Consider the following 26891-nt stretch of genomic DNA (forward strand, 5'->3'; position numbering starts at 1 on the left):
ATTTGATATGTGTTGTGGACCGTCAGCGCCCGAGGTCGCTGCGGTCCGCTCCCTGTCCCCGGCTACGGGTGCGTCGGGTCTGCTGGATGGAGCCGCCCGGGGCGGTGCTGGACACCGCGGCGTTGGCGGGGGTGGCGTGGGCGGCGTCGGCGCTCATGCGCGTCTCGATCGCGTGCGGCGGGACCCCCTTGGCTTCCATCGCCGCGATCATCGCCTGCCGTCGGTGCGCGCTGTCGTAGGAAGCCTCACCGGCTTCGCGCGCCGCTGACGCGCGAGGGTCGGACGCGGGCGGCGTGGAGTCACCGGTAGCCGTCCCGAAATCCTGATTGGCGTCCTGGCGCTCCGTGGTGGCGTCGTCGCGGAAGAGCTGTGCCTGAGCGCGTGCGTCGGCGGCGAGCTCGCGCAGCTCGTCGGGATTCGCGTTGGCAGTGCCTCCGGCTGCCGCATCGCGGTCGTAGTCGTTCGCGCGCTCTTCGAGCTGTGCCGCCATCTCCGCGCGCCCGTTGTCGACGTCGGAGGCGCCGGGGGTTTCTCGAGCGGCGTCCTGGCCGCGAGCGTCGTGCGCGCGGTCGAGCCGGTCGGCTTTCGCGATCTGCAGTTGTGCTTCGGTGACCTCTGCTGCCGCCCGAGCGCGCTCGGGAGCCACCGCGTCCTTCCACTCCTCCACGAGGCCCGCTCGCGCAGCGGCGACGGCCGCGGGGGGGGGGGACACCTGGCCGACGTCGGTCCAGTCGATCGACGTCTGCACGCGGTAGTCCTGGAACCCGGCCGGGTCGGTGTCGCGCTTCCACTCCTCGGCCGCGGAGAGTTCGAGGGTGCCAACGTCGCCCGCGAGCGCGGCGCGGTAGTCGGTGATCAGAGCGCGCTCCGCGTTCACGTCCGGCTCCGCGCGATCGCCCACCCGCATGGTGAGGCGGTCATCGTCGTGGCGGTGGTAGTGCTCTGGCGCGGAGTTGGTGGCCCATTCCTTCACCAGATCCAGCTCCGACTTCCCCTGACCGGCCGCGTCGCGCAGCACGGCGGTGTCAACGCCGTAGCGGTCGAGCACTTCGCGCTGCACGACGGCCGCGGCGCGCTCCGCGATCGGGTCGTGGGTCTTCCACGCCTGCGCCGTTTCTGCGATCGTCGCGATGTCCTGGACGCTCGCCTTCTCCCACCAGTCGGGCCGGTGCACCACCTGCAATGTCGCTCATCAAGCGTCGCGCTCGGCGTCGAAGCGGGCCCACAGCTCGCCCGCCTGCTCAGCGGCGCCGGTGTTCGTCATCCCAGCCACCGCGAGGATCAGCGCGGCGCACGCTGCACTGGAGGCACCGCCGTCGGCCAGAGCGGGGACTCGTTCGTGCGCGGATGCGCCGCGCGGGCGAGCGATCGCGCGGTATCCGTGAACGGCCGCGCGCCGCCGCTACTCCGGCCGGCGCCGGCGGTACGGCGTCGTCGTCGACACCCTCACGAGACCCGCGCGCTCGAGGATGGGGCGCGAGTACTCGGTCGAGTCGCTGTGCACGAGGGTCTTCCCGAGGTCCCGGGCGGAGGCGGCGCGGGCTGCGGTGACCAGGCCGTAGAGGCCGCGTCCGCGGTACTCCGGCAGCGTCGCTCCGCCCCAGATGCCGGCGAAGGCGGTGCCCGGGACGGGCTCGAGCCGGCCGCCGGACGCCATCCGCCCGTCGACCTCGGCCACCCACAACTCCATGCCGTCGCCGCGCGCGAGGCGGGCGACGAGCGAGTCCGCGATCGACACGTCGACCTCCTCCTCGAAGGCGCCGTCGATCATGGCGCTGAAGGCGCGGACGTCCGGCTCGTCGACGACCCGGCGCAGCACGACCCCCTCCGGGACCGGCCGGTCCGAGAGCAGCGCCTCGACCGGGCCGATCATGATCGACTCGGCCTCGTCGGGCGCGAAGCCCTGAGCGACCAGCGCCTCGTGCAGGCCGGGGGCCTCGTCGTGGCCGCGGGTCTTCCACTCCACTCGGGTGATGCCGGGATCGGCGTCGAAGTGCGCGACGGCCGCCGCGACCAGCTCCGCGATCTGCTCGGAGGAGGCCCCGCCGAGGTCGCGGTAGGTCACGAAGCCGCGTCCGCCGGCGAAGGTCACCAGACGCAGAGGCCCCTCGCGCGTCACGGAGACGGCGCTCGGGGTCTCGGCGTCGGAGCGGAGCTGGTCGTCGTAGGCGCGGAGGTAGTCGGAGCTCATCGCCCCGACGCTACCCCCGGACCCGGGCGATCAGGTCCTGAATGAACGGAATGACGTCCTTCGCCTGGTCGACGCTGGCGAATCCAGTCGCGATGAGCGGCCAGATCGAGCCGATGAGCGTCGCGATCACGGCGGCCACTGCGGCGATCCAGGCGAGGGCCGCGTTGCGGGAGAGGAACGAGACCGCGAGGCAGGCCAGGCCGACCGCGTAGCTGATGACGATCGAGAGGACGATCGCGCCGACCGGGACGTCGAGCGCCCCGGCCGTGGTGCCGTCGGCCGCGCCGATCAGCCCGAGGACGGGCAGCAGCACGGCGACGACGACCACGAACGAGAGCACGACACCCGTGCCGAGCGCGATCCAGGCCGCACGCGGCTTGCGTCGCGCGCCGTACGAGCGGGTGCGCACGGGACTACTCCCGGCCGGCGGCGGACGACGTGCGGTCGTCCTCGGAGCGGTGGGCGTCGGCGTCGTCGCGGTCGGACGCGTCGGCAGGGGCCTCGACGTGCTCGGGCTCCTCCGCCGGAGCGACCTCGACGGTCGCGGTGCGGGAGTCGCCGTCGTCGTCGACCGGCTCGACCTCGACGCGGACCACGAACTCGGCCGTCTCGACGACGGCCGGAGCCGCGTGAGTCTCGACGCGGGGGTCGTCCTCGTCGCGCTCGGCGGCGCGCTCGTCGTCGGCCTTCCGCTGGGCAGCTGCGCGCTCGTCGCGCTCATCGGCCGCGCGGTCCAGAGCGTCTGCGGCGTCGTCGGCGGCGTCCGCCAGGCGTCCTCGGGCGGAGTCGACGGCACCGGAGACGGCGTCGCGGGCGTTCCCCGCGGCCTCGACGGCGGAGTCGCGGGCGTCGGACGCGGCGCGCTTGGCGGTGTCGACGAGCGGCTCCTTGTCCTCCTCCGGCTTCTCGATCGGGTCGAACGGGCCGTGGACGTCGGTCGCGGCGACGTTGACGACGACGTGGCCGCCGGCGACCGGCTCCGCCACGCGCTGCACCTGATCGCGCACGGCGTCCAGGACCTCGCGGACGGGGTGGGGGTACTCGACGACGAGGTCGATGTCGACGGTGGTGACGCCGTCGGCCTTCGAGACCGTGACTCCGGGGACGGTGCTGGTGCCCAGCACGCGGCGGGAGGCGCGGTCGAGGCCGCGGGCGACGGCTCCGCCGAGGTGGTGGACGCCGGACACGCGCTGGGCGCTCTCGCCGGCGGCGGTCGCGACCCGGCTCTCGGTCGACTCCGGCTCGGACGGCGTCGCGCTGCGGCGAGCGGACTCGCGCCGGCTCTGCTCGCTCGGGGTCGGCTGCTCGTCGGTGCGGATGCGCTCGACGGTGCCGGGCTCGATCGGATCGGACATGGGGTGCTCCTTCAGAAAGACTTCCATCCCGCCGGAGCGGGGCTCTCCGGCCCTCCCGATCGGGAGGGCCGGACGGTGGTGCCGGCGGCTACTGCACGCGGGCGGTGCCGCTCATCTTCGTCCGCAGACCGCTGACGATCTGGATGACGACGGGCGTCTCCTCGCCGAGGAGGGCGTCCCACTGGCGGACGGCCTGGTCGACCGTCTGCCGGGTGCGGGCGGGCGAGGCGCCGCGGCGGGTGTGCGCGGTGACGCGCAGCACCTTCTGGTGCTTGATCTCGAACGCGGTCACGTCGACCGCGACGATGGACGGCTCCTGCGACAGAGCCTCCTCGAGGACCTGCTCGGCGACCTTCGCGTCGATGGTGACGGATCCGCCCGTGGGCGTCCCCGCTCCCTCTCCGGAGCCGACGCGCAGCAGCGTGGAGGTGCGGCCGCGGCCCTGGCGCACGATGAAGCGCACCAGCAGCAGGATCAGGACGAGCGCGACGACCGCGATGACCCAGAGGATCCACGGGGTGCCGCCCGAGAGGGCCTGGCTCGTGGGGTCTGCCGCGTCCTGCGCGGCGGTGGACACGTTCTCCTGGACCTGCGGGAGCAGCGACCCCACCGCGACGGCGCCGCCGGCGAGGAGGAGGACGAGGCCCACGACGAACAGGAGCAGCCGGTTGAGGAATCGGTTCGTGGTGGTCATCAGCGGACCGTTCCCTTCTCGGACAGGCGCACCTTGGAGCGCAGGCGCGGGGTGCAGTCGAACGTGGCGAGCTCGGCGTCGACGGCCTCGCGGATCGGCGTGACGTCGATGCTGCGGCCGGAGGTGCGGGAGACCGTCACGTCGACGACGCGGGATCCGACCGACACCGACACGTTGTCGGGGTCGACGTCACCGGCGTAGCCGGCGGTGCGGGCGACGGCCTGCGCGATGACGCGGTCGTCGACGATCGCCGCGGTGCGGTCGGTGCTGACCGCACGACGGCCGCGACGGCCGGGCTTGAGCGACACGACGATCAGGACGAGCCCGATCAGCGCGAGCACGGCGCCGGCGGCGGCGGTCAGCGCGATGGGCGCCGCGGCCGCGTTGAGCAGCGAGGACGCTCCGTCCTGCGGGGCCACGAGCAGCGCGGGCTGGCCGAGGACGGCGAGGACCGCCTCCGTGCCCAGCCACGCGAACAGGAGGATGAGCAGGACGGCGAGGACGATCGCCGATCCGGAGCGGGACGAGTGCGTCTCGCGCCGCACCAGGCGCGGGTAGAGCGCCCGGCCGGCAGTGGTGGGAGTCGTCACGACACCCTCCTTCGTTCTCGGAGGTCGGCACCGGTGATCCGGAGGTCGACCCGGCCGATCGTGGAGCCCGTCAGTTCGAGGCAGCGCGAGCGGATGGTCGTCTGCGCCCGGCTGAGTCGGTCCAGCAGCGTCCCGGAGGAGCGGCGGCCCGTCTCGCCCAGGGGCGTGACGTGGATGGGGGCGTGCGCGACGACGTGGAGGCGTCCTCCCTCGTCGTCGAGCTCGACGGAGACGTCGGACGAGTTCACGTCCAGCGCCTCCGCGGTGACGGCCGACACGACTCGGCGCACGGCGCGCGAGCTGATCGTCGTGCGGCCGTGGCTGGCCTCGTCGGCCATCACCGCCGCGGTCACGAGGACCGCCGCCCGCGGAGGGTGTCGCCGAGGGAGCGCAGGTCGAGCTTGCCCTCGACGACCCGCCCGACGCCGTAGCCGATCGCCATGGCGAGCGCGACCCAGAGGAGCGCCCAGAAGCCGAAGACGAGGGCGGTCAGCGCGAGGACCGCGCCGAGGACCAGGCCGATGTGGGACGGAGTCACTTGACGCGGCTCTCGGTCTCGTCGTCCTTGTCGTCCGAGGGGATGAAGACGTCGGAGACGGTGACGTTCACCTCGGCGACCTCCATGCCGACGACCGAGGAGATGGCCTCGGACACGGCGGAGCGGATGCTGTCGGCGAGCTTCTGCAGCGCGACGGGGTACTCGGCGACGACGGTGATGTCGGCGGCGACCTGCTTCTCGCCGACCTCGACGGAGATGCCCTGGCCGCGGTCCTGCGCGTTGATCGCGTTGCGGATGGCGCCGATGGCGCGGGCGGCGCCGTTGCCCAGGTCGTGCACGCCGGGGACCTCGCGGGCCGCGATGCCGGCGACCTTCTCGACGACGCCGTCGGCGATCGTGTTCTTGCCGGCCGAGGTGGCGGTGCCGTGCTTGGCCGAGGAGGCGTTGGCGAGGCTGGTGGGGGTGACGTTGGTCATTGTCTTCTCCTTGTGCAGAGGAACGCGACCCGGGGGCCGTGGTGCTCACGATCCGTGGCACATGATGAAGACGTGGCCCGGGGCCCGGACGTCCCGGTGGCTCAGCCAAGGTGCAGGAAACGTCGAGCGTGGATGCGTTTCGCGGCCAGCGGGCTGCATAGGCCCCCGCGGAGCACTCGCGGAGCGGCCAGCGGAGTGCACAGGGCGCGACATGCCGCGGATGCTGCGACGGTGCGGCCCTCGTGCGCATCGAGCCGATGACCGTCGACGCTTCCAGGGTCGACGGCAAAGTCGAGGACGCGGCGGCCGACGACCGGCCGGCATGCACGCCGACGTCGCCCAGAGACGTCCCGCGAGCGAGGCGGTCGCGCAGTCCGGTCGTGTGCACGTGACGACCGACCGCGGTCGTTCACCTCTGCGATCGCCGGAGCGCGGCGAGCAGGCCCGCTAGTCCCTGTCGGCGGTCCGATCGAGGGCCGCAGCGATCTGCTCAGCGGTCGGCAGCGCTGCCTGCTCGGTCGGCGGAAGTGTGTCAGAGGTGCAACTGAGACGGCCGTCAGCGCGTGGCGCTCATCCCTCGTATCCGATGATCGAGGTCATGTCGGTCTGCTGTGCGGAGGATGCGCGGACGGGATCCCCTGCTACGAGTCCGCGAGTGAGACGCTCTCGACGGAGTGAATGCCTCCTGCCGGGCCGTTCTTGCGTGGAGGCGCGCCAACACGATGCCCCCACCGGCGCCGGAGAGGCCTCGCGCTCCTCGATGAGCGAGAGGACATAAGCTCCCACACGTGGCAGCCGGCGCAGTGATGTACAACTTCGCGATACAGCTGGCTGATGTGGACCGCGGCGTCTACGAGGACACCACGTTGCGAGCCGCTCGGCACCCCTCCGAGACCGACGTGTACATGATGACGCGCGTGCTCGCGTACTGCCTCGAATACGTGGAGGGGATCACCTTCAGCGAGGGGATCTCGTCGACGGCGACCGAGCCGGCGGTGCTGGTCCGCGATCTCACCGGCAGGCTGACCACGTGGATCGAGGTCGGCGCGCCGGATGCCGAGCGACTGCACTTCGGGAGCAAGCTGGCCGACCGCACGACGGTCTACACGCATCGCAACCCGGAGAAGGTGATCGCGGCGTGGTCGGGCAAGCGTGTCCACCAGCTCGAGCAGATCACCGTCCAGAGCTTCGACCAGGGGTTCCTGGATGCCGCGGTCGCGGTACTCGAGCGCCGCAACACGCTGACCGTGTCGGTCGTCGAGGGGCAGCTGTATCTCGAGTTCAACGGCGTGACGTCGAGCAGCGGCATCCACGTGCATCAGCCGGGCTGAGCCGGCGCCGAGTGTCACGAGGTTCGCGTCCAGAAGACCGGTCGGAGGACACGATGAAGCATCCTCCGAGACAGTCCCTCGAGAGGCACCCGGAGACGACGAGGGCCCGGCACCGCCGCGAGACGGGCCGGGCCCTCGGGCTCGCAGGGCTGCGCGTCAGCGGCGCAGCGTGTGGCTCGGCTTCTCGTCGAAGCGCACCTGGTAGGCGCTCGCGAAGCGGCCGAGGTTGCCGAAGCCCCACTCGCGGGCGACCGCGGCGACGGTGGTCGAGCAGGGATCGCCGGCGACCAGGTCGGAGTGGGCGCGGTCCAGCCGCACGTCGCGCAGGTAGACCGAGGGCGACACTCCGAGGTGCCGCTTCGTCGCCTGCTGCAGCGTGCGGGTGTGCAGGCCGGCCGCGCGGGCGGCGTCGGCCGGAGTGATCGGCTCGTGGGCGTGGTGCTGGAGGAAGTCGAGCGCCACTCGGGTGCGGGAGGCGGACGGGCGCCGCAGCACAGCGGGCACGTCCCACGCGCGCCAAGGGAACAGCAGGAGCAGCACGCGGGCGAGGTCGAGCTCGGCGGTGAAGCGCACGAGAGGCGTGATCGCGGCCGTTGCGAGCGCGGCGCTCGCCTCCGTCACCGCAGCGCGCCAGCGGGCGAGGACGCCGGGGTCGGCGTCCGCCCCGTGGTCGAAGGAGACGGGCTGGCGCGGGCCGGCGTGCGTCTCGGTCGCGACATCCTCGAGGAACCCGGGGGCGAAGTGGATGAGGTTCTGCCGGTGCGGCTCGAACTCGAGCCCGAAGTGCCGCTCCGCCGGGAACAGGAACGGGGCCGAGAGCGTGCCGGTGCGGGTGAACGGCGGCAGGTTGAGGCGTCCGCCGCCGGCGCGGAACCAGCCGACGACGTACTCCTTCAGGTGGGGGACCTGGCCGGTGAGGGCGCCGGAGCAGTCGGAGGTGCGCAGGGTCACCCGGTCGCTGCCGCGGACGGCGTAGCGGTAGGTGAAGCCGCGCTGCGAGGGAGCGACTCGGAACTCGCCTCCGCCGTACGCCTCGGAGTAGACGGCGGACGCGGCGGACGGATCGTCGCCGGAGGCTTCGTAGCGCCGGTCGGCCCGCTCGTCGCCCGCGAACGGGCTGCCGAGGGTGAAGGTCGACTCGCTCATGACGTCCGCCCGGGGCGGCGGAGGAGGGAGCAGTGCATGGGGGACTTCTTCCGGATTCGGGGTTCGTGCGCTCGGGGGGGCGCACGGGGGGTACGGAATCAAGACGTGCCGAGGAGCCGGAATGTCACGAATCCGGTCGCGAGCACGTCCCCCATCGGCGGCACTCGCAATCCGGCCAGCGGATTCGGCGGCCTGTTGTCAAGGCTGGTAGTCATGCCGGACGGCGCTCCACACTGAGGGCACCGGCGCGCGGGCACACCGCGGGCGGGACCGCGGAGGAGGCGCTCATCGACGACGACCCCCTCCTGAACGCGTCCGACGCGACCCTCGCCGCGCGTGCCGTCGACGGCGACGTGCAGGCGTTCGAGCAGCTCGCCCGGCGCCACGGCGCCCTCATGCGCGTCTACGCCGCGAAGCTCCTCGGCTCCGAGGCGGAGTCCGAGGACGTGGTGCAGGAGGCGTTCCTCACCGGCTGGCGGCGCCTGGCCGATCTCGACAGCCCGGCGCACATCCGCAACTGGCTGATGCGCATCGTCACTCACAAGGCGATCGACCGGATCCGCGTCCGCCGCCGCCACGACGACATCGACGACTGGGATCCGCCCGCACCTCCCGAGCACTCCCCCGAGCGCATCGTGGAGGCCCGCCTTCAGCTGGACGCGGTCTGGGAAGCCCTGGACCGATTGCCTGCCGATCAGCGACGCTGTTGGCTACTCCGCGAGACCGCCGGCTACAGCTACCAGGAGATCGCCGACGCTCTCGAACTCCCCGTCTCGACGGTCCGCGGTCTCCTCGCCCGGGCACGCCGGTTCCTGCTCCACGAATTGGAGGCATGGCGATGACCGACGACACCGCCGTGCCCGAGGACGACCTCGACGGCCACACGCTCGAGGAGCTGGGCGAGTACCTCGACCGCGGCCGCGAGCCGCGCGACCCCTCGATCGAGAACTCCGCCGCGTGCCGGCTCGCTCTCGCGAACCTCACCCGGCTCACCGAGCTCTCGGCCCGGGCGCTGCGCCAGGAGGCCGACCGCGAGCCCGACCGCGACGAGGTCTGGATCGCCGGCCTGCTCGACGCGATCCGCTCCGAGGTGCGCTCCGGCCGCGACATCCCCGTCCGCCACCCCGACCCGACCCTCCGCCTGGCGCTCACCGAGGCGGCCGTGCGCGGGATGATCCGCCGCGCCGGTGACACGATGGGCGGCGTGATCATGGGCCGCTGCACTCTCGACGGCGACGTCTCGGTCCCCGGCGCCGTGGTGCGGATCGACGTCACCTGCGCTCTCGAGTTCGGCCTGCCGGTCGCCGTGGCCGCCGACCGCCTGCGCGAGCGCATCCGCTACGCCCTGGAGCGCCACACCGAGCTGACCGTCGGCGCGATCGACGTGACCGTCGACGACGTCTACCCCCACCGGGAGGAGCGACCGTGATCGCCGAGCACGAGGACGCCGGTACCGCCGAGCGCGACGACGCCGCCCTGTCCCAGCGGCTGACGGCCGCGATCCGCGACACGGAGGGCGTCGCCGGCGTCTACCCGGCGCAGCCGATCGTCGAGGCGGCGGCCGACGCACTCGCCGTGAAGCTGGCGCTGCGGCAGCCCGACGTGCTGGTCGACATCGACCGGTCGGAGGGGTTCACCACGGTGAGCGCGCACATCGCCGCGTCCGCCGCGCTGCCGGCGCCCGAGACGCTCCGCCTGGTGGGCGAGCGGATGCACGCGCTGCTCGTCGCCGACCCCACCGTCTCCGGCCCCTTCGCCGTGAACGTGAAGGTCCGCCTCATCGAGGACTCGGGGCGCGCCGAGCACTGACCGGGCCCACCGCCGTCCCCCTCCCGCGAGATGCCACTTGGGTACGCCTCGCGCGGCGTGTCGCGTACCGAAGTGGCATCTCGCGGGAGGGAGCAGGGGCGGCGCGGCCGGGTCAGCAGGAGACGAGGCGGTCGAAGCGGGACTGGACGCCCGAGCTGTCGCTGAACTTGCGGTTGATGACGCTCATCTTGTTGCAGCCGCTGTCCGGGCCGTTGTTCCAGATGACCTTCACGTTGCGGGCCTCGCTGCAGTGCCACCACACCGTGACCTGCGCGCGCCCCAGGGAGTCGCGCTGCGAACGGACCTCGAAGCAGTTGCCCGGGCCGCCGTTCTGGTAGACGAGCTGGCCGGCGGAGGCAGGGGTCGCGACGGCGACTGCGCCTCCGAGGGCGAGGGCGATCGCGGCGAGCGTGGCCGTGAGACGACGGTGCATGGTGTTCTCCTTCGAACGGGCGATCGGAGGCGACGGCGGCCGCCCCTCTGCCAGCACCCTAGACCCGGCCGTTCCTCCGGCCCACGTCCCGGAACCCCTCCGCGAGATGCCACTTGGGTACGCCTCGCGCGGCGTGTCGCGTACCGAAGTGGCATCTCGCGGAGGGGATCGGGGGTGGGCGCGGGCGGGGCGGGCGGGGGCGGGCGGAGCGGGGGTCGGCGGTGCTCTTGTGCGCCGAGCCGCCGGGGTCCACCATCGAGCGACGGCCCCCACCCGGGGCGGCCGCAGCCGACGGGTCGGGGGCGCCATGCGGTCGCGAGGTCTGCTCTTCTGCCTGATCCCGCCGATCCTCTGGGGCGGCATGCTCCCGGTCGCGGACAGCATCGCGGCGACGGTCGACTCCTTCTTCATGACCCTCATCCGCTACACGGCCGCCGCCGTGGTCCTGGCCGCGCTGCTCGCCCGGGCGGAGGGGCTCCGCGCCTTCCGGCTCGACGGCCGCGGGTGGCGGCTGGCGCTGCTCGGCGCCTCCGGATTCGCCGGCTTCGGCCTGCTCGCCTTCACGGCTCTGCGGTTCACCTCGGCCCCGAACGTCAGCCTGATGATGGGGATGATGCCCGCGATCGGCGCAGTGCTCGCGAGCATCGGCGCCCGGCGCCTCCCGCCGGCGGCCACTGTCGGCTGCATCCTGCTCGCGCTCGCCGGAGTCGCGCTCGTCGTCACCCGCGGCGACGTCGCCCTCCTCCTCGACGGCGAGCTGGGGTTCGGCGAGCTGCTCGCCCTGCTGGGCGCGATCTGCTGGGTCGTCTACACGCGCGGAGCGGCGGCCTTCCCCGGCTGGTCGGCGCTGCGGTACTCGACGCTCACCACCGCGCTCGGCTGCCCGTCGATCGCCGTCGCGGTCGCCGTGGCGACCGCCACCGGCTCCGCGCACCCGCCGACCGGAGCCGAGGTGCTCGCGGCCTGGCCGCAGCTGGCGTACCTGATCCTCCTGGCCGGCGTCGTCGCCGTGCTGCTGTGGAACACGGGCATCAAGCTGCTCGGCGCCCTCAACGGCACGCTCTTCCAGAACCTCGTCCCGGTCACGACCTTCGCGATCAGCATGGCGGGCGGCTACCGGCCGGGGCCCGTCGCCCTGCTCGGCGCGGCGATCGTCGTGACGGCGCTGCTGCTCAACAACTGGGCGACGCGGCGCGCGGCCTCGGCCGCCGCCCGGCCCGCGGCGGTGCCGGCCCCGGTGCGCTGAGCGCACCGCCCGCACCTCCCGAGACGCCCGCACTGCTCAAGACGCCCGCACCACCCCAGCCGCCCGCACTGCCCGAGACGCCGGCACCTCCCCAGCCGACCGCACCTCCCGCCGGGAGCGGCGGTCACTGGTCGGAGTTGCCGGCCCAGCGGACGGAGCCCTGCGCCTCCTCTTTGCCGATCGGGGACACGGTCCCGCAGTGCGAGCACTCGAGCAGGTAGCGGGTCGAGACGGTCAGGACGGGGACGAAGAAGAGCGAGAGGCGCGTCCGGCGGCGGAGGATCCGCTGCTCGTCGCGCTGCCCGCAGACGCGGCAGACGAAGACGAGCGTCCGGAGGAGGTCCTCGACGGCTCGGGTCCCGAAGATGAGGAGCATGCGTCCGAGCGTAGGGAGCCGGACGCACTCGGCAGAGGGGGTTGCCGGGGCGCCGTCGCCGCGTAGCGCTGGGCGCAGACGATCACCGCGAGCACCGTCTCGAGCACGTCGCCCCCGTAGAACAGCAGGAGCGCGGCCTGTCGACCGACCTCGTCCGGCGCCTGGGCGTACAGCACGGTCGCGAGCAGTGCGTGAGCAGCGATGCCCGCTCCGAGCACGCCCAGGCGCAGGCCGAACGGGGCGCGGTGCGGGTTCGGGTCGACTCCGGCCAGCGCCGCCGTCAGCAGGACGCCGCTGAGCAGGAAGTGGACGCCGAGCACGAGGTGCAGCAGCGGATCGGCGTGCGCGGCGGCGAGCAGCCCGGTCGCGTGCACGAGCCAGAGGGAGCCGGTCGAGAGCAGGAGCGCCGTCACCGGGTGGGCGAGGATCCGCACCGGGCGGCTCCGGAGCAGCCGCGAGAGGCGTCGCGCCGCGGTGACGTCGAGCGCGCGCAGGGCGAGGGTCACGGGCGCCGCGAGCACCAGGAGGAGCGGCGCGAGCATCCCGAGGACGAGGTGAGTCAGCATCGCCCCGCGCGGATCCGCGTGCGACCACTCCGCGAGCGGACCCGTGAAGCAGAGCGCCGCCGTCGCGAGCCCGCCCAGGAGCAGTGCGGTGCGGTGGAGCGGCCACGGCCGTCCGCGCCGCCGCTCGAGTGCCGCGGCGCCCACTCCGAGTGCCGCCGCCGCGGCGAGCGGGACCAGGAGCAGCAGGCCCGGGTCGAGGAGGGGGTGGTCGGCGTGCGGAGTCACGCCGTCGCGCGTCGTCGCCGCGGCAGGAGGAGGAGCCCTGCCGCGAGGAGCACCGCTCCGGAGGCGATCCAGACGGCGTCGTAGAGCAGCAGGTCGACGTCGTACCGCACCTGGTGCACGCGGAGCAGCTTGTGGTCGACCACCCCGTCCCACAGCTGGAACAGGCCCGCCCCTGTGAGCCCCGCGGCCCACGCCGTGCGCGGACGGAGAGCGGATCGGCGCCGGGCATCGGCGAGCAGGAAGCCGCCGCCGACGAGCGCGAGGACCTCGACGGCGTGCAGCAGCCCGTCCGAGAGCAGGCCGATCGCCGGAGTGGAGCGGTCGTAGAAGTGGTGCCAGGCGAGGATCTGGTGGAAGACGATCTCGTCCACGGCCGCCATGAGGCCGACGCCGAGCAGGAAGGCACCCTGGAACGCCCGGTCGCCGCGGAGTCCTCGGCCGCTCCGCCTCATCCGGTCCCCTCCCGATCGAGTGCCGGGGCCTCGGGGTCCCGAGACGCCCCGCGCCTCCTCCCGAGGCCCCGCCATCAGGGAAGCCGACCCGCGCGTCGCGGCCCAGAGGGTTGACTCCTGCGGCCGTCTCGGGTCGAGTTCCACTCCGTTACGGCGTGGGCGGACGAGGCGCAACCCCGCGCGAGGGCCGCCCGCGTTCGGGAGAGTAGGAGCCATGCAGCAGCTGACCTACGCCTCGAAGAGCTTCGTGACGACCGACGCCGTGACCGAGGCCCTCCTGGATCTCGTGACCGCGATCGACCGTCAGGACCACTCGGAGGCGGTCACCGTCCCGGCCTTCACCGACGACGGCGAGCTGATCGAGGCGAAGATGACCCTCGACGCGGGCAGCGAGCTGGTGGCCGTGCCCGTCGAGGTCTCCATCAAGGACGAGGAGTCGACCACCGGCGCGGTTGAGGCCGCCGTGGAGGACATCCGCTCCCGCATCAAGAGCAACCGGGCCACGATCGCGCGTCCCGTGATCGACGCGGACCCGGAGCCCTACAACTACGAGGAGTTCTGAGCCGCACGTCCGGGCTCGCGCACTGAGGTGCCCGGATCGGCTCGCGACACGCCGTAGCGGGCCGCCGATCCGGGCGACTCAGCGGCGGTCCTCCCGATGCGCCTTGACCGGCGGCGCCGCAGGGAGTCGGATGAGGGCGTGCGCGCGCTGGTCCCCGTCTCCGATCCGTGGTCCGTCGTCGGGAGCGGGCGGACGGACGACGGCCCGGTCGACGACCTCTCGGTCCGCGCCGAGCGGGACGGGGGCTCGTACTCGGTCCGCACGCTGCGGCTGACCGGTGTCCGCCTCGGGCCGCGCGGCTCGGTGCACGGAGTGGTCACCGACCCGGTCGCGACGGCCGCGCTCGCGATCGGCTCGCTCCTCCTCTCGGCGATCCCCGCCGGCCTGCCCGGGGACCGGACGCGAGCGGCGATTGTCGCGGCGGAGGCCCGGGCTCAGGAGCTGGCCGCCGACCGGCCCGCGTGGGAGGTGAGCGCCCTCCCCCTCGACGGCGTCGACTACGCGCTCTTCACCCGCACCCTGCCCGAGGGCGCCGTCGCCCACGCCGACCTCGGCTGGGCCGTCGTCGCACTGTGGAGCACAGGGCCGCTCCCCGACGGCCCCTTCCACCTGCTCGACGTCCCCGACGAACCCGTCCGGCGCTGAGTCGCCCGGATCGGCTCGCGACACGCCGCAGCGGGGAGCCGATCCGGGCGACTCAACGAGCGGATCAGCGCGCGTCAGCGCAGGGTCACGCGCCCGCGTCCGTGGATCCGCGCACCAGCAGCTCGGTCGGCAGCAGCGTCACGCGCTGCACCTCCTCGCCGGCCAGGAGGCGCACCAGCACGTCCGCCATCGCCTCGCCGAGTCCCGTGGAGGGCTGGCGGACCGTGGTGAGGCGCGGCTCGCTCGCCTCGGCGAAGTAGTCGCCGTCGAAGCCCGCGAGCGCGATGTCGCCCGGCACCGTGAGGCCGCGCTCGCGCAGCGCCGTCAGGGCGCCCGCCGCCATCTGGTCGTTGGAGGCGAAGACCGCGTCGATCGGCCGACCGGAGTCGAGCAGGCGGCGCATCGCGGTCGCGCCGTCCTCGGGCGAGTAGTCGCCGTACTCGACGAGCGAGTCGTCGAGGCCCGCGGCGGTGACGGCCGAGCGCCAGCCGGCCAGGCGGTCGATCGCTGCGGGCATGTCCTGGCGGCTTGCGATCATCGCGGGGGCCGTGCGGCCGAGGCTCAGGAGGTGCTCGGTGACCGTGCGCGCCGCTCCGGTGTTGTCGACGTCGACGAAGTAGCTGCCGCCCTCCTCCGTCAGCGGCCGCCCTCCGAAGACCACGGGGAGGGAGGCGCCGAGCTGCGCGTAGGAGTGGTCGCCGCTGTGGTGCGAGACGACCAGCGCGCCGTCGACGTTGCCGCCGAGCAGGTAGCGCCGCGTCTTCTCGGGCGCCGCCTCCGACGCGATCACGATGGTGAGCGTGTACTCGGTGCCGGCGAAGGCCATCGCGGCGCCCTGCACGACCGAGGCGAGGAACGGATCCGCGAACACCTTCGCCGCCGACTCCGGCACCACCAGCGCGACGGTCTGCGTGCGGCGGCTTGCGAGGGAGCGCGCGGCGCGGTTGGGCACGTAGCCGAGCTGCTCGATCGCGGCGAGCACGGCCGTCCGGGCGCCGTCCTTCACGCGCGGAGAGTCGTTGACGACCCGGCTGACCGTGGCGCGGGAGACTCCCGCCAGCGCGGCGACGGCTTCGAGGGTCGGGGCGGCAGAGGCGGTGTCGTGGGTCATGCAGGCCTTCCTCGCGGGTGCCTCCGAGGCTAGCCGAGCGCCGGAGGAGCGGGCCCGCGGACCGCGTCCTCGGCGCGAACGGGCGCGGATCGCGGCCATTCGGGGGTGACGCTGGGCGGAGCAGGAGCGCACTGTCGGGGCGGTGGCCGTTCGCGCGGTGGGCGACCGGTCACCCCTCGCCGGCGCCGGGGAGCGCCGCGACGATCAGCGCCTGCGACGGAAGCGCGCGAGGAAGCCCCGGAACCGCTCGGACTGCCGGTCGGTGAAGTCGTTCGACAGCCGGAACGCCTCGCTCGTCGGATCCGCCCCGTTCGCGACGTCGCGGATGGCGCGCAGCGCCTGCTCCGACGGCGACGGCCCGTCCCCCGGACGCTGCGGCGACGAGTCGCCCGAGGTCTCCTCGTCGCGCCGGTCCTCCGCCTCCATGTCGCCTCCTCCGCGTCAGCCTAGGCGGCGGGCACCGGGTCGGGGTGCTCGCCCGCCTCACGCCGGATCGAGCGACAGCGGACGCATCCGCCCCCGACCCCCGGACCCGGAGCACCACGGCCCCGGGCCCGAGGCCCCCGTCCCGCGGATCCGATGTCCCCCGACCCGGTCCCGCGGGAGCCTTCGGGCGTCAGCCCTTCACCGCTCCGCTCATGATGCCCGCGATGAGCTGGCGCCCGGCGAGCAGGAACAGCACCAGCAGCGGGATCACCGAGAGCACGGCGCCGGCGAGCACGATCGAGTAGTCGACGTAGTAGCCCGACTGCAGCTGCGCGAGCGCCGTCTGCAGCGTCGGGTTGGTGGGGCTGAGGACGATCAGCGGCCAGAGGAAGTCGGTCCACGCCATCATGAACGTGAAGAGCCCGAGGATCGCCATGGCCGGCCGCGCCGCCGGCACCGCGACGGTGAGGAACGTGCGGAACTGGTTCGCTCCGTCCACGCGCGCCGCCTCGATCAGCTCGTCCGGGATCACGTCGACCAGGTACTGCCGCATGAAGAAGACGCCGAACGCGGTGACCAGCGTCGGCACGATCACCGCGCCGAGCGAGCCGGTCCAGCCGAGCTGCCGCATCAGGATGAACAGCGGGATGATGCCCAGCTGCGTCGGGATCGCCATGGTCGCGACGACTCCGATCATCAGACCGTCGCGCCCGCGGAACTGCAGCTTCGCGAAGGCGTAGCCGGCGAGCGTCGAGAACGACACGACCGAGAGCGTGATGATCCCCGAGACGAGGACGCTGTTCAGCAGCGCCGTCCAGAACGGGATCGCCGTCAGCACCTGCGAGGCGTTGGCGAGGAAGTTGCCGCCCGGGACGAGCGGCAGGGTCTCGCTGCGGGTCGCGTTCGAGCCGCTCGCCACGACGAACGACCACCAGAGCGGGTAGGTCGAGCCGAGGATGAACGCGCTCAGCAACCCGTAGGTGAGGAAGCCCGGCCGGTCGACGCGGCCGGCGCGGGAGGCACGGACGCGGCGCACCGGGAAGGCGGCGGAGGTGGCGGGGGCGGTCATCGCTCGCTCTCGTTCTGGCCGAGGCCGGTGGTGGTGAGCAGGGGGTCCGCGGCGGCGATCTCGTCGGCGGTCGCGGGGCGGGCGGAGCGCCGCTTCGAGATCCGGTTCTCCACGGAGGCGATCCGCCGCGAGATCGCGAAGTTCAGCAGGCCGATCAGCACGATCAGGAGGAACAGCAGCCAGGCGATCGCGGCCGCCTCGCCGAAGTTCTGGCGGAAGAACGCCATCTCCCAGAGGTAGAGGACGGTGGTCTGGAACTGCCGGTCCGAGCCGCCGATGCCGCCCGCGTTCGACACGTCGAACAGGCGCGGCTCCGCGAAGATCTGCAGGCCGCCGATGGTGGCGGTGATGATCACGAAGATCAGGGTCGGCCGGATGCTGGGGATCGTGATCGAGCGGAAGCGGCGGAACGCGTTCGCCCCGTCGATCGCGGCCGACTCGTGCAGCTCGCGCGGCACGGCCTGCATGGCGGCGAGGAGGATGAGGGCGTTGTAGCCGGTCCAGCGCCAGTTGACCATCGTCGCGATCGCGACGTGGCTGGCGAGGCGGTCGTTCGTCCACTCGATCGGGCTGATGCCCACGAGGCCGATCAGATTGTTGATCAGGCCCTCCTGGTCGCTGAACACGCTCGAGAAGATCAGCGCGACCGCGACCGGCGAGACGATGTAGGGCAGCAGGACGCTCATCCGCCAGAAGGTGCTGGCCCGCAGCGCCTGGTCGAGGGCGGCCGCGAGCAGCAGCGCGACGGCGAGCTGCGGGATCGTGGAGAGCAGGAAGATGCTCAGCGTGTTGACGATCGAGTTCCAGAAGAAGCGGTCGCCGAGCACGGCCGCGAAGTTCGCGAACCCGACGAAGTCGCCCTGGCCCTGCAGCAGCTGCCAGTCGTAGAGCGAGACGACGAGCGTGTAGACCAGCGGGAACGCGCCGGTGAGCGCGAAGAGCAGGAAGAACGGCGAGATGTAGAGGTAGGGCGAGGCCTTCACGTCGAAGCGGCTCGCGCGCTGGCGGAAGGTCAGCGGGAGTCGGGGCGCCGGGCGCCGCTTCCCCGCGGGGGGCGTCGCCGTGGCCGGCGGGGTGAGTGTGCTCGTCATGGCGCTCTCTTCGAGGTCGAGTCGGAGTCGGAGGGGGGTGCGGCGGGGCCGGCCGGTGGAGGTCTCGGGCGGCGGGTTCGCCGGGAGGACGTCTCGTGCGGCGGGGCCGTCCGGGGATCCGGGAGGCCCGGCCGCACGGGGACCGGGAGGTCCGGTGGCGGCCGGACCTCCCGGATCGGGTGGGCGTCGGCCCGGAGGCGTCAGCCCCCGGGCGTCGGCCCGACCGGATCAGTCGACGAGCTCGCCGAGGAGCTGGAGCGCCTCGTTCCAGCCCTCCTTGCCGTCGATCTCGCCGCGGTCGACCTTCTGCAGGACCGGTCCGAAGACGTTCTCCTGGATCAGCGAGTCGTCCGGGCCCTTGTACTGGGCGACGACGCCCTCGGCGCGCTGCGCGAGGATCGCGCCGGTCGGGGAGTCGTTCATGCCGGGGTCGGGAGCGGCCGCCGAGGCGAGCTCCTCCTGCGCGGCGAGGGTGCTCGGGAACGGTCCTGCCGCCTCAAACGCCTTCAGCTGCTGCTCCGGCTCGCTGAGCCACGACGCGAGCGCGGCGGCCTCGGCGGGGTGCTTCGACTGGGTCGGGACCGAGAGGAACGAGCCGCCCCAGTTGGCGGGGCCGCCCGGGAAGACGTCGGCGAAGTCCCAGCCGGTGGCCTCGGCGCTTCCGCCGCCGGCCTCGACGTTGCTCTTCAGCGTGCCGAACATCCAGCCCGGGCAGACGAAGGTGGCGAAGGTCTGGTCGGTGAACGACTTTCCCTTGTTCCAGTCCCACGCCTTCTGCGCGGCCGAGAGGCCGGAGGCGGTGGCGTCGGTCAGCTGGCTCCAGCGCTCCTCGAGCTCCGGGTTGCCCTCGATGTTCAGCTCGCCGTCGGAGGTGTAGTACCCCTCGGGCAGCTGGTTGACCATGGCGTTCCAGACGAATCCGGAGTGGTCGAACCACGCCTTGCCGGTGGCGTCGTGGTACTTCTGCCCGGCGGCGAAGTAGTCGTCCCAGGTCGCGTCCGGTCCGCCGAGCATCTCGGCGACGGCGGCGCGGTCGGTGGGCATGCCCGCGGCCTCGAAGGCGGCCGTGCTGTAGCAGAGGCCCTCGGGTCCGATGTCGGTGCCGTAGCCGATGACGCGTCCCTCGGGGTCGGTCGCCTGCTCGTACTTCCAGTCGACCCAGTCGGCCTTGCGGTCCTCGATGCCGTGGTCGCGCAGGTCGACGAACTGGTCCGAGACCTCCATGACGGAGCCGAGCCAGCCCTCCTCGATGGCGACGACGTCGGCGAGGCCGGAGCCGGCGGCGAGCTTGGTGAACGCGTCGGTCCGGGCGTTGCCGCCGGTGTCGATGTTGTTCGGGACGATGGTGATGCCGGGGTTGGCGGCCTCGTACTCGTCGTAGAGCTCGTCGAAGCCCATGGCGTTGAACGTGGTGACGGTCAGCTCGACCTCGCCGCCCTCGGAGGCGTCGGATCCCGACGAGCATCCGGTGACGATCAGGGCGAGGGCCGAGGCGCCGGCGATCGCCGAGGCGATCCTGGTGCGTCGTGAATAGGGCACGGTCACTCCTTCGTGATGGTGGTGAGGGCACCCCTGGGAGCGCTCTCACGCGTGCTGTACCGCGTATGTGAGAGCGCTCTCACGTGGTGTGCGGCGAGCTTACGCACGGCCCCGCGACGAGGTCAAGCGTTTTCGAGAGAGCGCTCTCATCGGATTGATGGACTCCGCACATCCGAGCGGCTTCCCGCAGCCTCATGCCGATCGAGTAGCCCGCGAAGCGGGCGTATCGAGATCCGCCCCGCCGAACACGCGGGTCTCGATACGCCGCCCTCGGCGCCTGCTCGACCGCCGACGGGTGCAGGCGCCCCGCGACTCCGCAGAAGTCTCCCGCGGCCGCATGCCCCGAGGCGCCGCCCCCTCGCCGAGACACCGCCCCGTCAGCGGTGTCTCGGCACTCAACGCGGTGTCTCGCCGACGGCCCGGGCTCGTCGCCGCCGAGGCGCCGCTCCCTCGGCGAGACGCCCCTCCCCCGAAGGCGCCTCCGCGAGTCGCACGGCGCGGGGTCTCGATACGCCGCTGCGCAGCTACTCGACCACCAAGGGGAGGAGGCGCCCCGCGACAACGCAGAAGTCGCGGTACTCGAACGCGAGTACCGCGACTTCCGAGGGCTCGCGCCCACATGCTGATCGAGTAGCCCGCGAAGCGGGCGTATCTCCGGATGCGCGCGGAGGGTCTCGAGACGCCGCTGCGCGGCTACTCGACCAGCGAGACGCCTCAGCCGATCAACATCGCGAAGCCCTGCGCGGGGAGCTGCACGGCGACGGCGCCGGACGGCGTCGTCTCGCGCACGAGGGCGCCGTCGCGGTCGTAGACGCGCAGCGTGCCGGAGCCGCCCGAGACGCCGATCGCCGTGGTGCGCACACCGTCGGTGGAGTTGCGGATCAGCTCGGTGCGGCCGCCCTCGCCTCCGACCACGAGCCGCGACACCAGCGGGCGCACCAGCAGCGCGTCCAGGCGCGTCTCACCGCTCAGGGGGCGGACCTCGACGCTCGAGGAGCCCGCCGGCACGGTGCGGCGGAGCTTCTGCGGCAGCAGCGCGCCCGACGCCTCCGTGACCCCCTGCGACCCGACGGTCGAGCGGAGCAGGTCGAGCGGGCGCGTGCCCGACGTCCAGACGCTGAGCGGCGTGCGCTCGGTGCCGCGCTGCGGCTGATCGATGACGGCCTCCACGACGCGGTCCTGCGACGACGATCCGATCGGGATCGACACCGCGCGGCGCGGATCCTTCAGCGAAAGGTACGAGCCGCTCCAGCCCGCCTCCCCGGTCCACGACGACTCCGGGGTGACGACGGTGCCGCCGCGGGCGCTCTCGGCCTCGACCAGGGTCAGGCCGTCGCGCGAGCGCTCGGTGGCGACGGAGCGGGCGCGGTCGGCGATCTCGGGCCGCTCGTCGAGCGCGAGCATCGCGAGCAGGCCGTGGATGGTGCTCTCGGCGCCGCTGTTGCGGTTCACGGAGCCGTCGGGCTGCACGCCGTCGAAGACGATGCCGGTCGCCGGGTCGTAGACCGGCGCGAGACTGCGGTTCAGGCCGAAGAACCAGGCGCCCTGCACGGCCGCAAGGTCGGTGAAGGCGCTGGAGCCGGTGGCGTCGGCCAGCGCGAGCGAGTTCTGCAGGCGGGAGTCGGCGCCGTACGCGATCTGCACGCGGTCGGTCGGAGTCGGGTTGTAGCCGTTGTCCGGTCCGCCGGCGGTGAGCAGCTCCGGCGCGAAGCGCGCGCCGTCGACGATCGCCGGGTCGAGGAGGGAGGAGTCGTCCAGCGCCTCGGACGCCGCGGCGAGTCCGCCGGCCATCTGCGACGACCAGGGATGCCAGAGCGTGCGCGACTTCGTCCATGGCAGGATCGCGCCGTACGGCCAGGCGGTGGTGTCCGCCTCCGTGGTCGTGCGGGCGTAGGCGGCGACGCCCTCGGCGAGCTCGGCGGTGCTCGAGCGCACGGCGGTGTCGTCGGGAGCGGCTTCGAGGTAGGCGGAGAGGCCGAGCAGCGCCTCCGCGGTGGCGTCGGCACCGTCGACGATCAGCCAGGCCGGCACCTTCACCCCGTCGGCCTCCGCGTACTCGCCGTAGCGGGTGAGCACCTCGCGGTCGACCGCGCCGACTCCGAGCCGCAGCCGCTCCTGGAGGAAGGCGGCGAACTCCGGATCGGTGTCGCGGAACGCCGCGTAGCCCTCGCCGAGCGCCCAGAGGGTCCGGGCGAGCCAGTAGCTGTCCTCGGAGTCGCTGGGCTCGGGCAGCTCGACCGGCTCGGCGCTCGCGTTGAGCTCGCCGTCGGTCTGCATCCAGAGCACGACGTTCCCGGCGTCCTCGCCCTCGGTGGTCTGGAAGTAGGCGAGGGCGCGGAGTGTCTCGAAGGCCTTCTCGCGGCTCTCGGTCGATCCGGTCCGCTGCCAGTGGCGGAGGTAGACGACCGCGGCTCGCGAGATGTCGTCGGTGTTGTACGCCCCCTGCTCGTAGTCGCCGGTCGCCGGGTCGAGCCGGCCGCCGCCGACCCGCTCGAAGGTGCCGCCGTCACGGGCGTCGGCGTAGGTCCACGGCATGACCAGCTCCGGCTCCTCGGCGAGGCGGTAGGTGCTGTGGCCGGGCTCGGGCGCCGCGATGGTCGCGGTGTCGAGGAGGAAGTCGAGGTGCGCCGTGTTGGTCAGCGGCTCGGCCGCCTGCGCAGGCGTCGCGCCGAGGGCGAGGCCCCCGGCGGTGAGGGCGGCGGCGGCCAGGACGGCCGCCGATCGGGTGAGCAGGTTCGTCATCGAACTCTCCAGGGGTGGGGTGGTGCGGGGTGGTGCGGGTGGGGGGCGTCAGCCGTCGGTCCGGACGAGCCGGGCCGCGCCGATCTTCGAGTCGGCCATGCCGTAGAAGACGTAGTGCTGGCCGTCGATCTCCTCGATGGCCGTCGGGAAGACGACGTTCGGCACGATGCCGCTGCGCTCCTCCTCCGTCTCGGCCTCGAGCAGCGGCTCGGCGGTGCGGGCGATGACCTTCGACGGGTCGTCGCCGTCGAGGAGGATCGCTCCGGCCGAGTAGTTCACGTGCTGCTGCTGCGCGAACGCACTGTCGATCACTCCGGTGACCCCGTGGTGGATCAGCAGCCAGCCCTCGGGCACGCGCAGCGGCACGGGGCCGCCGCCGACCTTCAGCTCCTCGAACGGGAACTCGGGGCCGGCGAGGAAGCGGTGCCGGGTCCAGCGGGTGAGGTTCGCCAGGTCCCGATCGACGTCGTCGACGGGCACGTAGCTGATCCAGATGCTCTGCCGCGGGTCCGTGATCCCGGCGGGGAGGCGGATGCCCTCGCCCCCCTTCGTCTCGCTGAGGTCCCACATCGGCCGGTGCAGCACCGCGAACGAGCGGGTGCCGTCGGGCGCCTCGACGATCTCGGGGAAGAACACGCAGTCCTTGTTGTGGAACAGGCCCAGGTCGATGTCCAGCGCGTCGTCGTAGGCGAAGGTCACCGGGCCGAGCCGCCGCCAGTCACGGAGGTCCTCCGACACGGCGAGCGCCGTCCGGGGCCCGAGCGGCCCGTAGGCGACGTAGGTCATCACGTGCAGTCCGAGCGCGTCGATGAAGGTGATCCGCGGATCCTCGACGCCGGAGTTGCGCGCGCCGCGCTCGAAGCCGCGGTCGGGCGCGAGCACGACGCCCTGGCGCTCGACTCCGACGGGCACGCCGTCCTCGACGACCACGCGCGCGAGGCCCACGCGGGACACGTTGCCGGCGGCGACCATCCGGGGCAGGAGGTACAGCTCGCCGTCGAGGCCGCGGCCGCTGCCGGGGTTGAGCACCCCCTCGGCCTCGAGCGGTTCGCCCGGCACGGGCTCCATCACGACGCCGAGGCGCTCGAGACGGTAGGGGACAGTGGTGGGGGTGGGAGCCATGGTCAGCCTTTCACTCCGGATCCGATATCGGTCGAGACGAAGTAGCGCTGGAACACGATGAACAGCACCACGACGGGGGCGGCGAGCACGACGGCTCCCGCGAGGATCGCCCCGAACGGGTTGTCGGTCGACGACGCCACGTTCGAGATGTAGTTGGCCAGGGACACGGCGAGCGGCTGCAGCGACGCGTCCTTGGTGATGAGGAACGGCCAGAGGAACTCGTTCCAGGGGCCGATGAAGGTCAGCAGCACGGCGGTGACCAGGGCGGGCCGCACCAGCGGCAGCGCGATGGTCCACAGCAGCTTCAGCTCGCCGGCGCCGTCGATCCGGGCCGCCTCGAACAGCTCCTTGGGCAGCTGCAGGAAGTACTGGCGGAAGATGATCACCGCCGTCGAGTTGATGGCGAACGGCACGATCATCCCGAGGTGGGTGTCGGCGAGACCGTAGTCGCGCGCGATCAGCACGTAGAGCGGGATCTGCAGCAGCTGGAACGGGATGACCTGCACGAGCAGGGCGAGCGCGAACACCGCGTTGCGCCCGCGCCACTGCAGCATCGCGAGCGCGTACCCGGCGAGGACGCCGAAGAACACCGTGCACACCAGCACGCCGCCGGTGAAGATCCCGGAGTTGACCAGGCCGGTGAGCAGGCTGATCCGCTCGTTCACGTTGACGTAGTTGTCGAGCGTGAGGTTGCCGGGCTCGGGGATCGCGCCGGCCAGGGTCGGGTCGGGATCGGTCTGCAGCGAGCCGACGATCATGTAGTAGAAGGGGAAGAGGAAGACGATCGCGCCGATGGCGAGCACGACGCCGCGCAGGATCACGGCTCCGCGGCTGGAGCCGACGGGGCGCCTCCGCGGTGTCTTCTCCGGGGCTGCGGCGGCGGGCACGGCCGAGGCGGCGCCTCCGGCACTGGACAGGGTGCTCATGAGTTCCTCTCCCCCGCGAAGCGGTTCTGCAGATAGGCGATGACGAGCACCAGCAGCACCAGGACCACGCCGATGGCCGAGGCCACGTCGGGCTGCCCCTGCTGGATCCCGAGCTGGTACATCAGCAGCACGGGCGAGGCGGACGCGCCGTTCGGGCCGCCTCCGCCGGTGAGGAGGTAGGGCTCGGTGAAGAGGTTCGCGCCGGTGACGGTCGAGACCAGCAGCACCAGGAGGGTCGCCGGCCGCACGCTCGGCACGGTCACCGACCAGAACTGGCGGATGCGGCCCGCGCCGTCGGTCGAGGCCGACTCGTAGAGCTCCTTCGGCACGTTCTGCAGCGCCGCCAGGTACAGCAGGATGTAGAACCCGAGCTGCTTCCAGGTGACGTAGAGCGCGATGATCGGCATCGCGAGCTGCTCGTTGATCAGCCACGACGGGTTCGGCGCCAGCGGCCCGAGGAGGCTGTTGACCAGCCCGTTCCCGTTGAAGAGGAACAGCCAGACGCCGACGACCGCGACGCTCGCCGTGACGTAGGGCACGTAGAAGCTGACGCGGAGGAACGTGCGCAGGTGCACGACCTTGTCGAGCGCCGCGGCCAGCAGCAGCGACAGCACCACGGTCAGCGGGACGTTGATCACCAGGAAGATCCCGATGTTGCCGAACGAGCGGATGACCTGCGGGCTCGAGAACGCCGTGACGAAGTTGTCGAGGCCGACGAACGGCCGCTCCACCTGCACGCCCGGAGCCGCGAAGAAGAAGTCGTGGAACGCGATCCAGACCGAGTAGACGACCGGGAACGCGAAGACCGCGATGACGAAGAGGAGGTAGGGGCTGCCGAACAGCAGCCCGAGGGGCTGGGGCCCGAGGACGCGGTGCAGAAGGCTCCGCTTCCCCGGGGCCCCGGCCGGCGCGGGCCGGCGGGTGAGGGTGGTCACGGCCGGGTCACTGCTGGCCGGCGAGCCCGGTGACGGTCTCGGCCGCTCCGTCGAGCGCCGACTTCACGTCGCCCTCGCCGAAGATGACCGTCTTGCCCCATGCGTCGCGGATCGCCTGCAGCATCTGCACGGTGTTCGGGCCCGACGGCACCTCGATGGTGCGGCTCGCCTGGTCGCCGAAGCGCTGGTAGGCGGGGTTCGCCTCGAAGTAGTCGGCGTAGGTGGTCTGCAGGTCGGTGCGCAGCGGCATCTGGCCGGTGGTCTCGAGGAGGGAGCGGTCCTGGTCCTCGCTGGTCGCGAACTTGAGCACCTCCCAGGCCGTGCCCTTGTTGGCGCAGGCGGAGTAGAGGCCGACGTTCTTCGCGTCGCTGAAGGTCCAGGTCTCCTCGGCGGGCGTGCCGTCGGGCGTGGGCACCGAGACGGAGCCCCAGTTGAGGTCGTCGTAGACCGAGACCGCCCACGGGCCGACGATCGACATCGCGGCCTGGCCGTCGGCGAACGCGTCGCCCTGGTACTGCTCGCGGCCGGCGAGGCCCTGGTCGTAGAGGCTCTTCCAGAAGTCGGCGACCTCGTAGCCCGCGTCGTCGGCGAAGGTGGCCTTGCCGTCCTCGACGAGGCTCGTGCCTCCGGTGGCCGCGGCGTAGAGCGGCATGAAGTCGAACTGCGTCTGGAAGAACTCACTGGTGGGCGCCGGCTGGATCGCGGCAGGAGCGGCTCCCGACTCGACCAGGGTCTTCGAGGTGGCGAGGAAGTCGTCGTAGGTCGACAGCGACGGGTTCTCGGGGTCGAGGCCCGCCGCGGTGAAGATGTCCTTGTTGTAGAAGATGACGACCGGATTGCTCTTCCACGGCATCTGGAAGTACGCGCCCTCGGCGTTCTGGTACTGCTCGGCGAGATCGCCGCTGCGGTTCTCGATGTAGTCGGCGCCTCCGTCGAAGGAGGAGAGGTCGACGAGGCCGCCCTGGCGCTCGAACTGGCCGACCGCGCTCGGGGCCGTGTTGAAGACGAGGCACGGCGCGTTGCCGGCCGTGATCGCCGCTCCGATGACCTCCTCGCTGCTCTTGCCCGCGGGGATCTCCTGCCCGGTGATCTCCTCGTCCGGGTGGTCGGCGTTCCACGCGTCGACCATTGCCTTGCCCCACTGCACCTCCTGCTCGTTGTTCGAGTACCAGATGGTGATCGGGCCGGTGGCGGTGAGGTCGGTCGACGCTCCGCCGCCGTTGCCGCACGCGGTGAGGGCGAGGGTCGCGAGGGAGGCGGTGGCGATCCCGGTCAGCCAGCGTCTCGTCGTCGAGGGGGCCATGGTGTTCTCCTTGTCCGGCGGGCGCGACGGT

General features: G+C 72.5%; 30 protein-coding genes. 7 read left to right on the forward strand and 23 right to left on the reverse strand.

Annotation, left to right across the window (positions count from 1 at the left end; genetic code table 11):
- Positions 1-22: 22 nt before the first annotated feature.
- The 9 genes from GSU45_RS16080 to GSU45_RS16120 all read right to left on the reverse strand — a co-directional run bounded on the left by GSU45_RS16080 (position 23) and on the right by GSU45_RS16120 (position 5805).
- Entirely contained in the window at positions 23-1174 is a 1152-nt protein-coding gene (locus GSU45_RS16080) for a hypothetical protein (protein WP_159916472.1), read from the reverse strand.
- 228 nt (positions 1175-1402) lie between these two features.
- On the reverse strand, positions 1403-2191 hold the full coding sequence (locus tag GSU45_RS16085; protein WP_159916474.1) for a GNAT family N-acetyltransferase: 789 nt from the start codon (positions 2189-2191) through the stop codon (positions 1403-1405).
- A gap of 10 nt (positions 2192-2201) precedes the next feature.
- Positions 2202-2600, reverse strand: coding sequence for a hypothetical protein (locus GSU45_RS16090; RefSeq protein WP_159916476.1), 399 nt, complete (start codon positions 2598-2600; stop codon positions 2202-2204).
- 4 nt (positions 2601-2604) lie between these two features.
- Complete coding sequence (locus GSU45_RS16095; protein WP_159916478.1) at positions 2605-3546, reverse strand: Asp23/Gls24 family envelope stress response protein; 942 nt, start codon at positions 3544-3546, stop codon at positions 2605-2607.
- 88 nt (positions 3547-3634) lie between these two features.
- Positions 3635-4240, reverse strand: coding sequence for a hypothetical protein (locus GSU45_RS16100; RefSeq protein ID WP_104238125.1), 606 nt, complete (start codon positions 4238-4240; stop codon positions 3635-3637).
- The gene (locus tag GSU45_RS16105) at positions 4240-4830 is read right to left on the reverse strand and encodes a DUF6286 domain-containing protein (RefSeq protein WP_104225847.1); all 591 of its coding nucleotides are present in this window, start codon (positions 4828-4830) and stop codon (positions 4240-4242) included. Before GSU45_RS16105 ends, GSU45_RS16100 begins: the two co-directional genes overlap by 1 nt.
- Entirely contained in the window at positions 4827-5183 is a 357-nt protein-coding gene (locus GSU45_RS16110; protein WP_244230558.1) for a hypothetical protein, read from the reverse strand. Before GSU45_RS16110 ends, GSU45_RS16105 begins: the two co-directional genes overlap by 4 nt.
- The gene (locus GSU45_RS16115; RefSeq protein ID WP_104223990.1) at positions 5180-5368 is read right to left on the reverse strand and encodes a DUF2273 domain-containing protein; all 189 of its coding nucleotides are present in this window, start codon (positions 5366-5368) and stop codon (positions 5180-5182) included. Before GSU45_RS16115 ends, GSU45_RS16110 begins: the two co-directional genes overlap by 4 nt.
- Positions 5365-5805: an Asp23/Gls24 family envelope stress response protein gene (locus tag GSU45_RS16120; protein ID WP_159916480.1), complete on the reverse strand. Its 441-nt coding sequence runs from the start codon at positions 5803-5805 to the stop codon at positions 5365-5367. Before GSU45_RS16120 ends, GSU45_RS16115 begins: the two co-directional genes overlap by 4 nt.
- Positions 5806-6593: 788 nt before the next feature.
- Between GSU45_RS16120 and GSU45_RS16125 the strand changes: the two genes are divergently transcribed.
- The gene (locus GSU45_RS16125) at positions 6594-7136 is read left to right on the forward strand and encodes a YaeQ family protein (protein ID WP_159916482.1); all 543 of its coding nucleotides are present in this window, start codon (positions 6594-6596) and stop codon (positions 7134-7136) included.
- Between the two features lie 156 nt (positions 7137-7292).
- Here GSU45_RS16125 and GSU45_RS16130 read toward each other — a convergent pair whose 3' ends face one another.
- Positions 7293-8282, reverse strand: coding sequence for a helix-turn-helix transcriptional regulator (locus GSU45_RS16130; RefSeq protein ID WP_159916484.1), 990 nt, complete (start codon positions 8280-8282; stop codon positions 7293-7295).
- Between the two features lie 353 nt (positions 8283-8635).
- Here GSU45_RS16130 and GSU45_RS16135 point away from each other — a divergent pair, with 353 nt between their 5' ends.
- The 3 genes from GSU45_RS16135 to GSU45_RS16145 are packed head-to-tail and all read left to right on the forward strand — an operon-like array spanning position 8636 to position 10091.
- The gene (locus GSU45_RS16135; RefSeq protein ID WP_244248147.1) at positions 8636-9124 is read left to right on the forward strand and encodes a sigma-70 family RNA polymerase sigma factor; all 489 of its coding nucleotides are present in this window, start codon (positions 8636-8638) and stop codon (positions 9122-9124) included.
- Positions 9121-9711, forward strand: coding sequence for an Asp23/Gls24 family envelope stress response protein (locus GSU45_RS16140; protein ID WP_159916486.1), 591 nt, complete (start codon positions 9121-9123; stop codon positions 9709-9711). The genes GSU45_RS16135 and GSU45_RS16140 overlap by 4 nt, the downstream gene beginning before the upstream one ends.
- On the forward strand, positions 9708-10091 hold the full coding sequence (locus GSU45_RS16145; protein WP_159916488.1) for a hypothetical protein: 384 nt from the start codon (positions 9708-9710) through the stop codon (positions 10089-10091). Before GSU45_RS16140 ends, GSU45_RS16145 begins: the two co-directional genes overlap by 4 nt.
- A gap of 112 nt (positions 10092-10203) precedes the next feature.
- On the opposite strand, the gene GSU45_RS16150 is transcribed toward GSU45_RS16145, so the two are convergent.
- Positions 10204-10524, reverse strand: a complete 321-nt coding sequence (locus GSU45_RS16150; RefSeq protein ID WP_104238104.1) for a hypothetical protein — start codon at positions 10522-10524, stop codon at positions 10204-10206.
- Between the two features lie 307 nt (positions 10525-10831).
- Here GSU45_RS16150 and GSU45_RS16155 point away from each other — a divergent pair, with 307 nt between their 5' ends.
- On the forward strand, positions 10832-11770 hold the full coding sequence (locus tag GSU45_RS16155; protein ID WP_159916490.1) for a DMT family transporter: 939 nt from the start codon (positions 10832-10834) through the stop codon (positions 11768-11770).
- A 234-nt stretch (positions 11771-12004) separates the two neighbouring features.
- Here GSU45_RS16155 and GSU45_RS16165 read toward each other — a convergent pair whose 3' ends face one another.
- Positions 12005-12937 (reverse strand): cytochrome c oxidase assembly protein, encoded by a 933-nt coding sequence (locus GSU45_RS16165; RefSeq protein WP_159916494.1) that lies wholly within the window; start codon positions 12935-12937, stop codon positions 12005-12007.
- Positions 12934-13389: a DUF2243 domain-containing protein gene (locus GSU45_RS16170; protein ID WP_159916496.1), complete on the reverse strand. Its 456-nt coding sequence runs from the start codon at positions 13387-13389 to the stop codon at positions 12934-12936. Before GSU45_RS16170 ends, GSU45_RS16165 begins: the two co-directional genes overlap by 4 nt.
- Positions 13390-13603: 214 nt before the next feature.
- Here GSU45_RS16170 and GSU45_RS16175 point away from each other — a divergent pair, with 214 nt between their 5' ends.
- Both GSU45_RS16175 and GSU45_RS16180 read left to right on the forward strand, forming a co-directional pair.
- Positions 13604-13951, forward strand: a complete 348-nt coding sequence (locus GSU45_RS16175) for a hypothetical protein (protein WP_159916498.1) — start codon at positions 13604-13606, stop codon at positions 13949-13951.
- A 138-nt stretch (positions 13952-14089) separates the two neighbouring features.
- On the forward strand, positions 14090-14596 hold the full coding sequence (locus GSU45_RS16180; protein ID WP_159916500.1) for a hypothetical protein: 507 nt from the start codon (positions 14090-14092) through the stop codon (positions 14594-14596).
- Between the two features lie 85 nt (positions 14597-14681).
- On the opposite strand, the gene GSU45_RS16185 is transcribed toward GSU45_RS16180, so the two are convergent.
- The 10 genes from GSU45_RS16185 to GSU45_RS16230 form a co-directional block, all read right to left on the reverse strand.
- The gene (locus GSU45_RS16185; protein ID WP_159916502.1) at positions 14682-15707 is read right to left on the reverse strand and encodes a LacI family DNA-binding transcriptional regulator; all 1026 of its coding nucleotides are present in this window, start codon (positions 15705-15707) and stop codon (positions 14682-14684) included.
- 204 nt (positions 15708-15911) lie between these two features.
- The gene (locus GSU45_RS16190) at positions 15912-16133 is read right to left on the reverse strand and encodes a hypothetical protein (protein WP_159916504.1); all 222 of its coding nucleotides are present in this window, start codon (positions 16131-16133) and stop codon (positions 15912-15914) included.
- A gap of 190 nt (positions 16134-16323) precedes the next feature.
- Positions 16324-17202 (reverse strand): carbohydrate ABC transporter permease, encoded by an 879-nt coding sequence (locus tag GSU45_RS16195; RefSeq protein WP_159916506.1) that lies wholly within the window; start codon positions 17200-17202, stop codon positions 16324-16326.
- The gene (locus GSU45_RS16200; protein WP_159916508.1) at positions 17199-18293 is read right to left on the reverse strand and encodes a sugar ABC transporter permease; all 1095 of its coding nucleotides are present in this window, start codon (positions 18291-18293) and stop codon (positions 17199-17201) included. The genes GSU45_RS16195 and GSU45_RS16200 overlap by 4 nt, the downstream gene beginning before the upstream one ends.
- Before the next feature lie 228 nt (positions 18294-18521).
- On the reverse strand, positions 18522-19832 hold the full coding sequence (locus GSU45_RS16205; RefSeq protein ID WP_159916510.1) for an extracellular solute-binding protein: 1311 nt from the start codon (positions 19830-19832) through the stop codon (positions 18522-18524).
- Positions 19833-20546: 714 nt separating this feature from the next.
- The gene (locus GSU45_RS16210) at positions 20547-22574 is read right to left on the reverse strand and encodes a hypothetical protein (RefSeq protein ID WP_159916512.1); all 2028 of its coding nucleotides are present in this window, start codon (positions 22572-22574) and stop codon (positions 20547-20549) included.
- Positions 22575-22622: 48 nt separating this feature from the next.
- Positions 22623-23696, reverse strand: a complete 1074-nt coding sequence (locus tag GSU45_RS16215; protein ID WP_159916514.1) for a glycosidase — start codon at positions 23694-23696, stop codon at positions 22623-22625.
- A gap of 2 nt (positions 23697-23698) precedes the next feature.
- The gene (locus tag GSU45_RS16220) at positions 23699-24622 is read right to left on the reverse strand and encodes a carbohydrate ABC transporter permease (RefSeq protein ID WP_159916516.1); all 924 of its coding nucleotides are present in this window, start codon (positions 24620-24622) and stop codon (positions 23699-23701) included.
- Positions 24619-25500 carry a sugar ABC transporter permease gene (locus tag GSU45_RS16225; protein ID WP_244248313.1) on the reverse strand — a complete coding sequence of 294 codons (882 nt, stop codon included), beginning with the start codon at positions 25498-25500 and terminating at the stop codon, positions 24619-24621. The genes GSU45_RS16220 and GSU45_RS16225 overlap by 4 nt, the downstream gene beginning before the upstream one ends.
- A 64-nt stretch (positions 25501-25564) precedes the next feature.
- Positions 25565-26860, reverse strand: coding sequence for an extracellular solute-binding protein (locus GSU45_RS16230; protein ID WP_159916520.1), 1296 nt, complete (start codon positions 26858-26860; stop codon positions 25565-25567).
- Positions 26861-26891 lie beyond the last annotated feature (31 nt).

Origin of the sequence: Rathayibacter sp. VKM Ac-2801, assembly GCF_009834245.1 — a bacterium.
In the GTDB taxonomy this organism is placed as follows: domain Bacteria; phylum Actinomycetota; class Actinomycetes; order Actinomycetales; family Microbacteriaceae; genus Rathayibacter.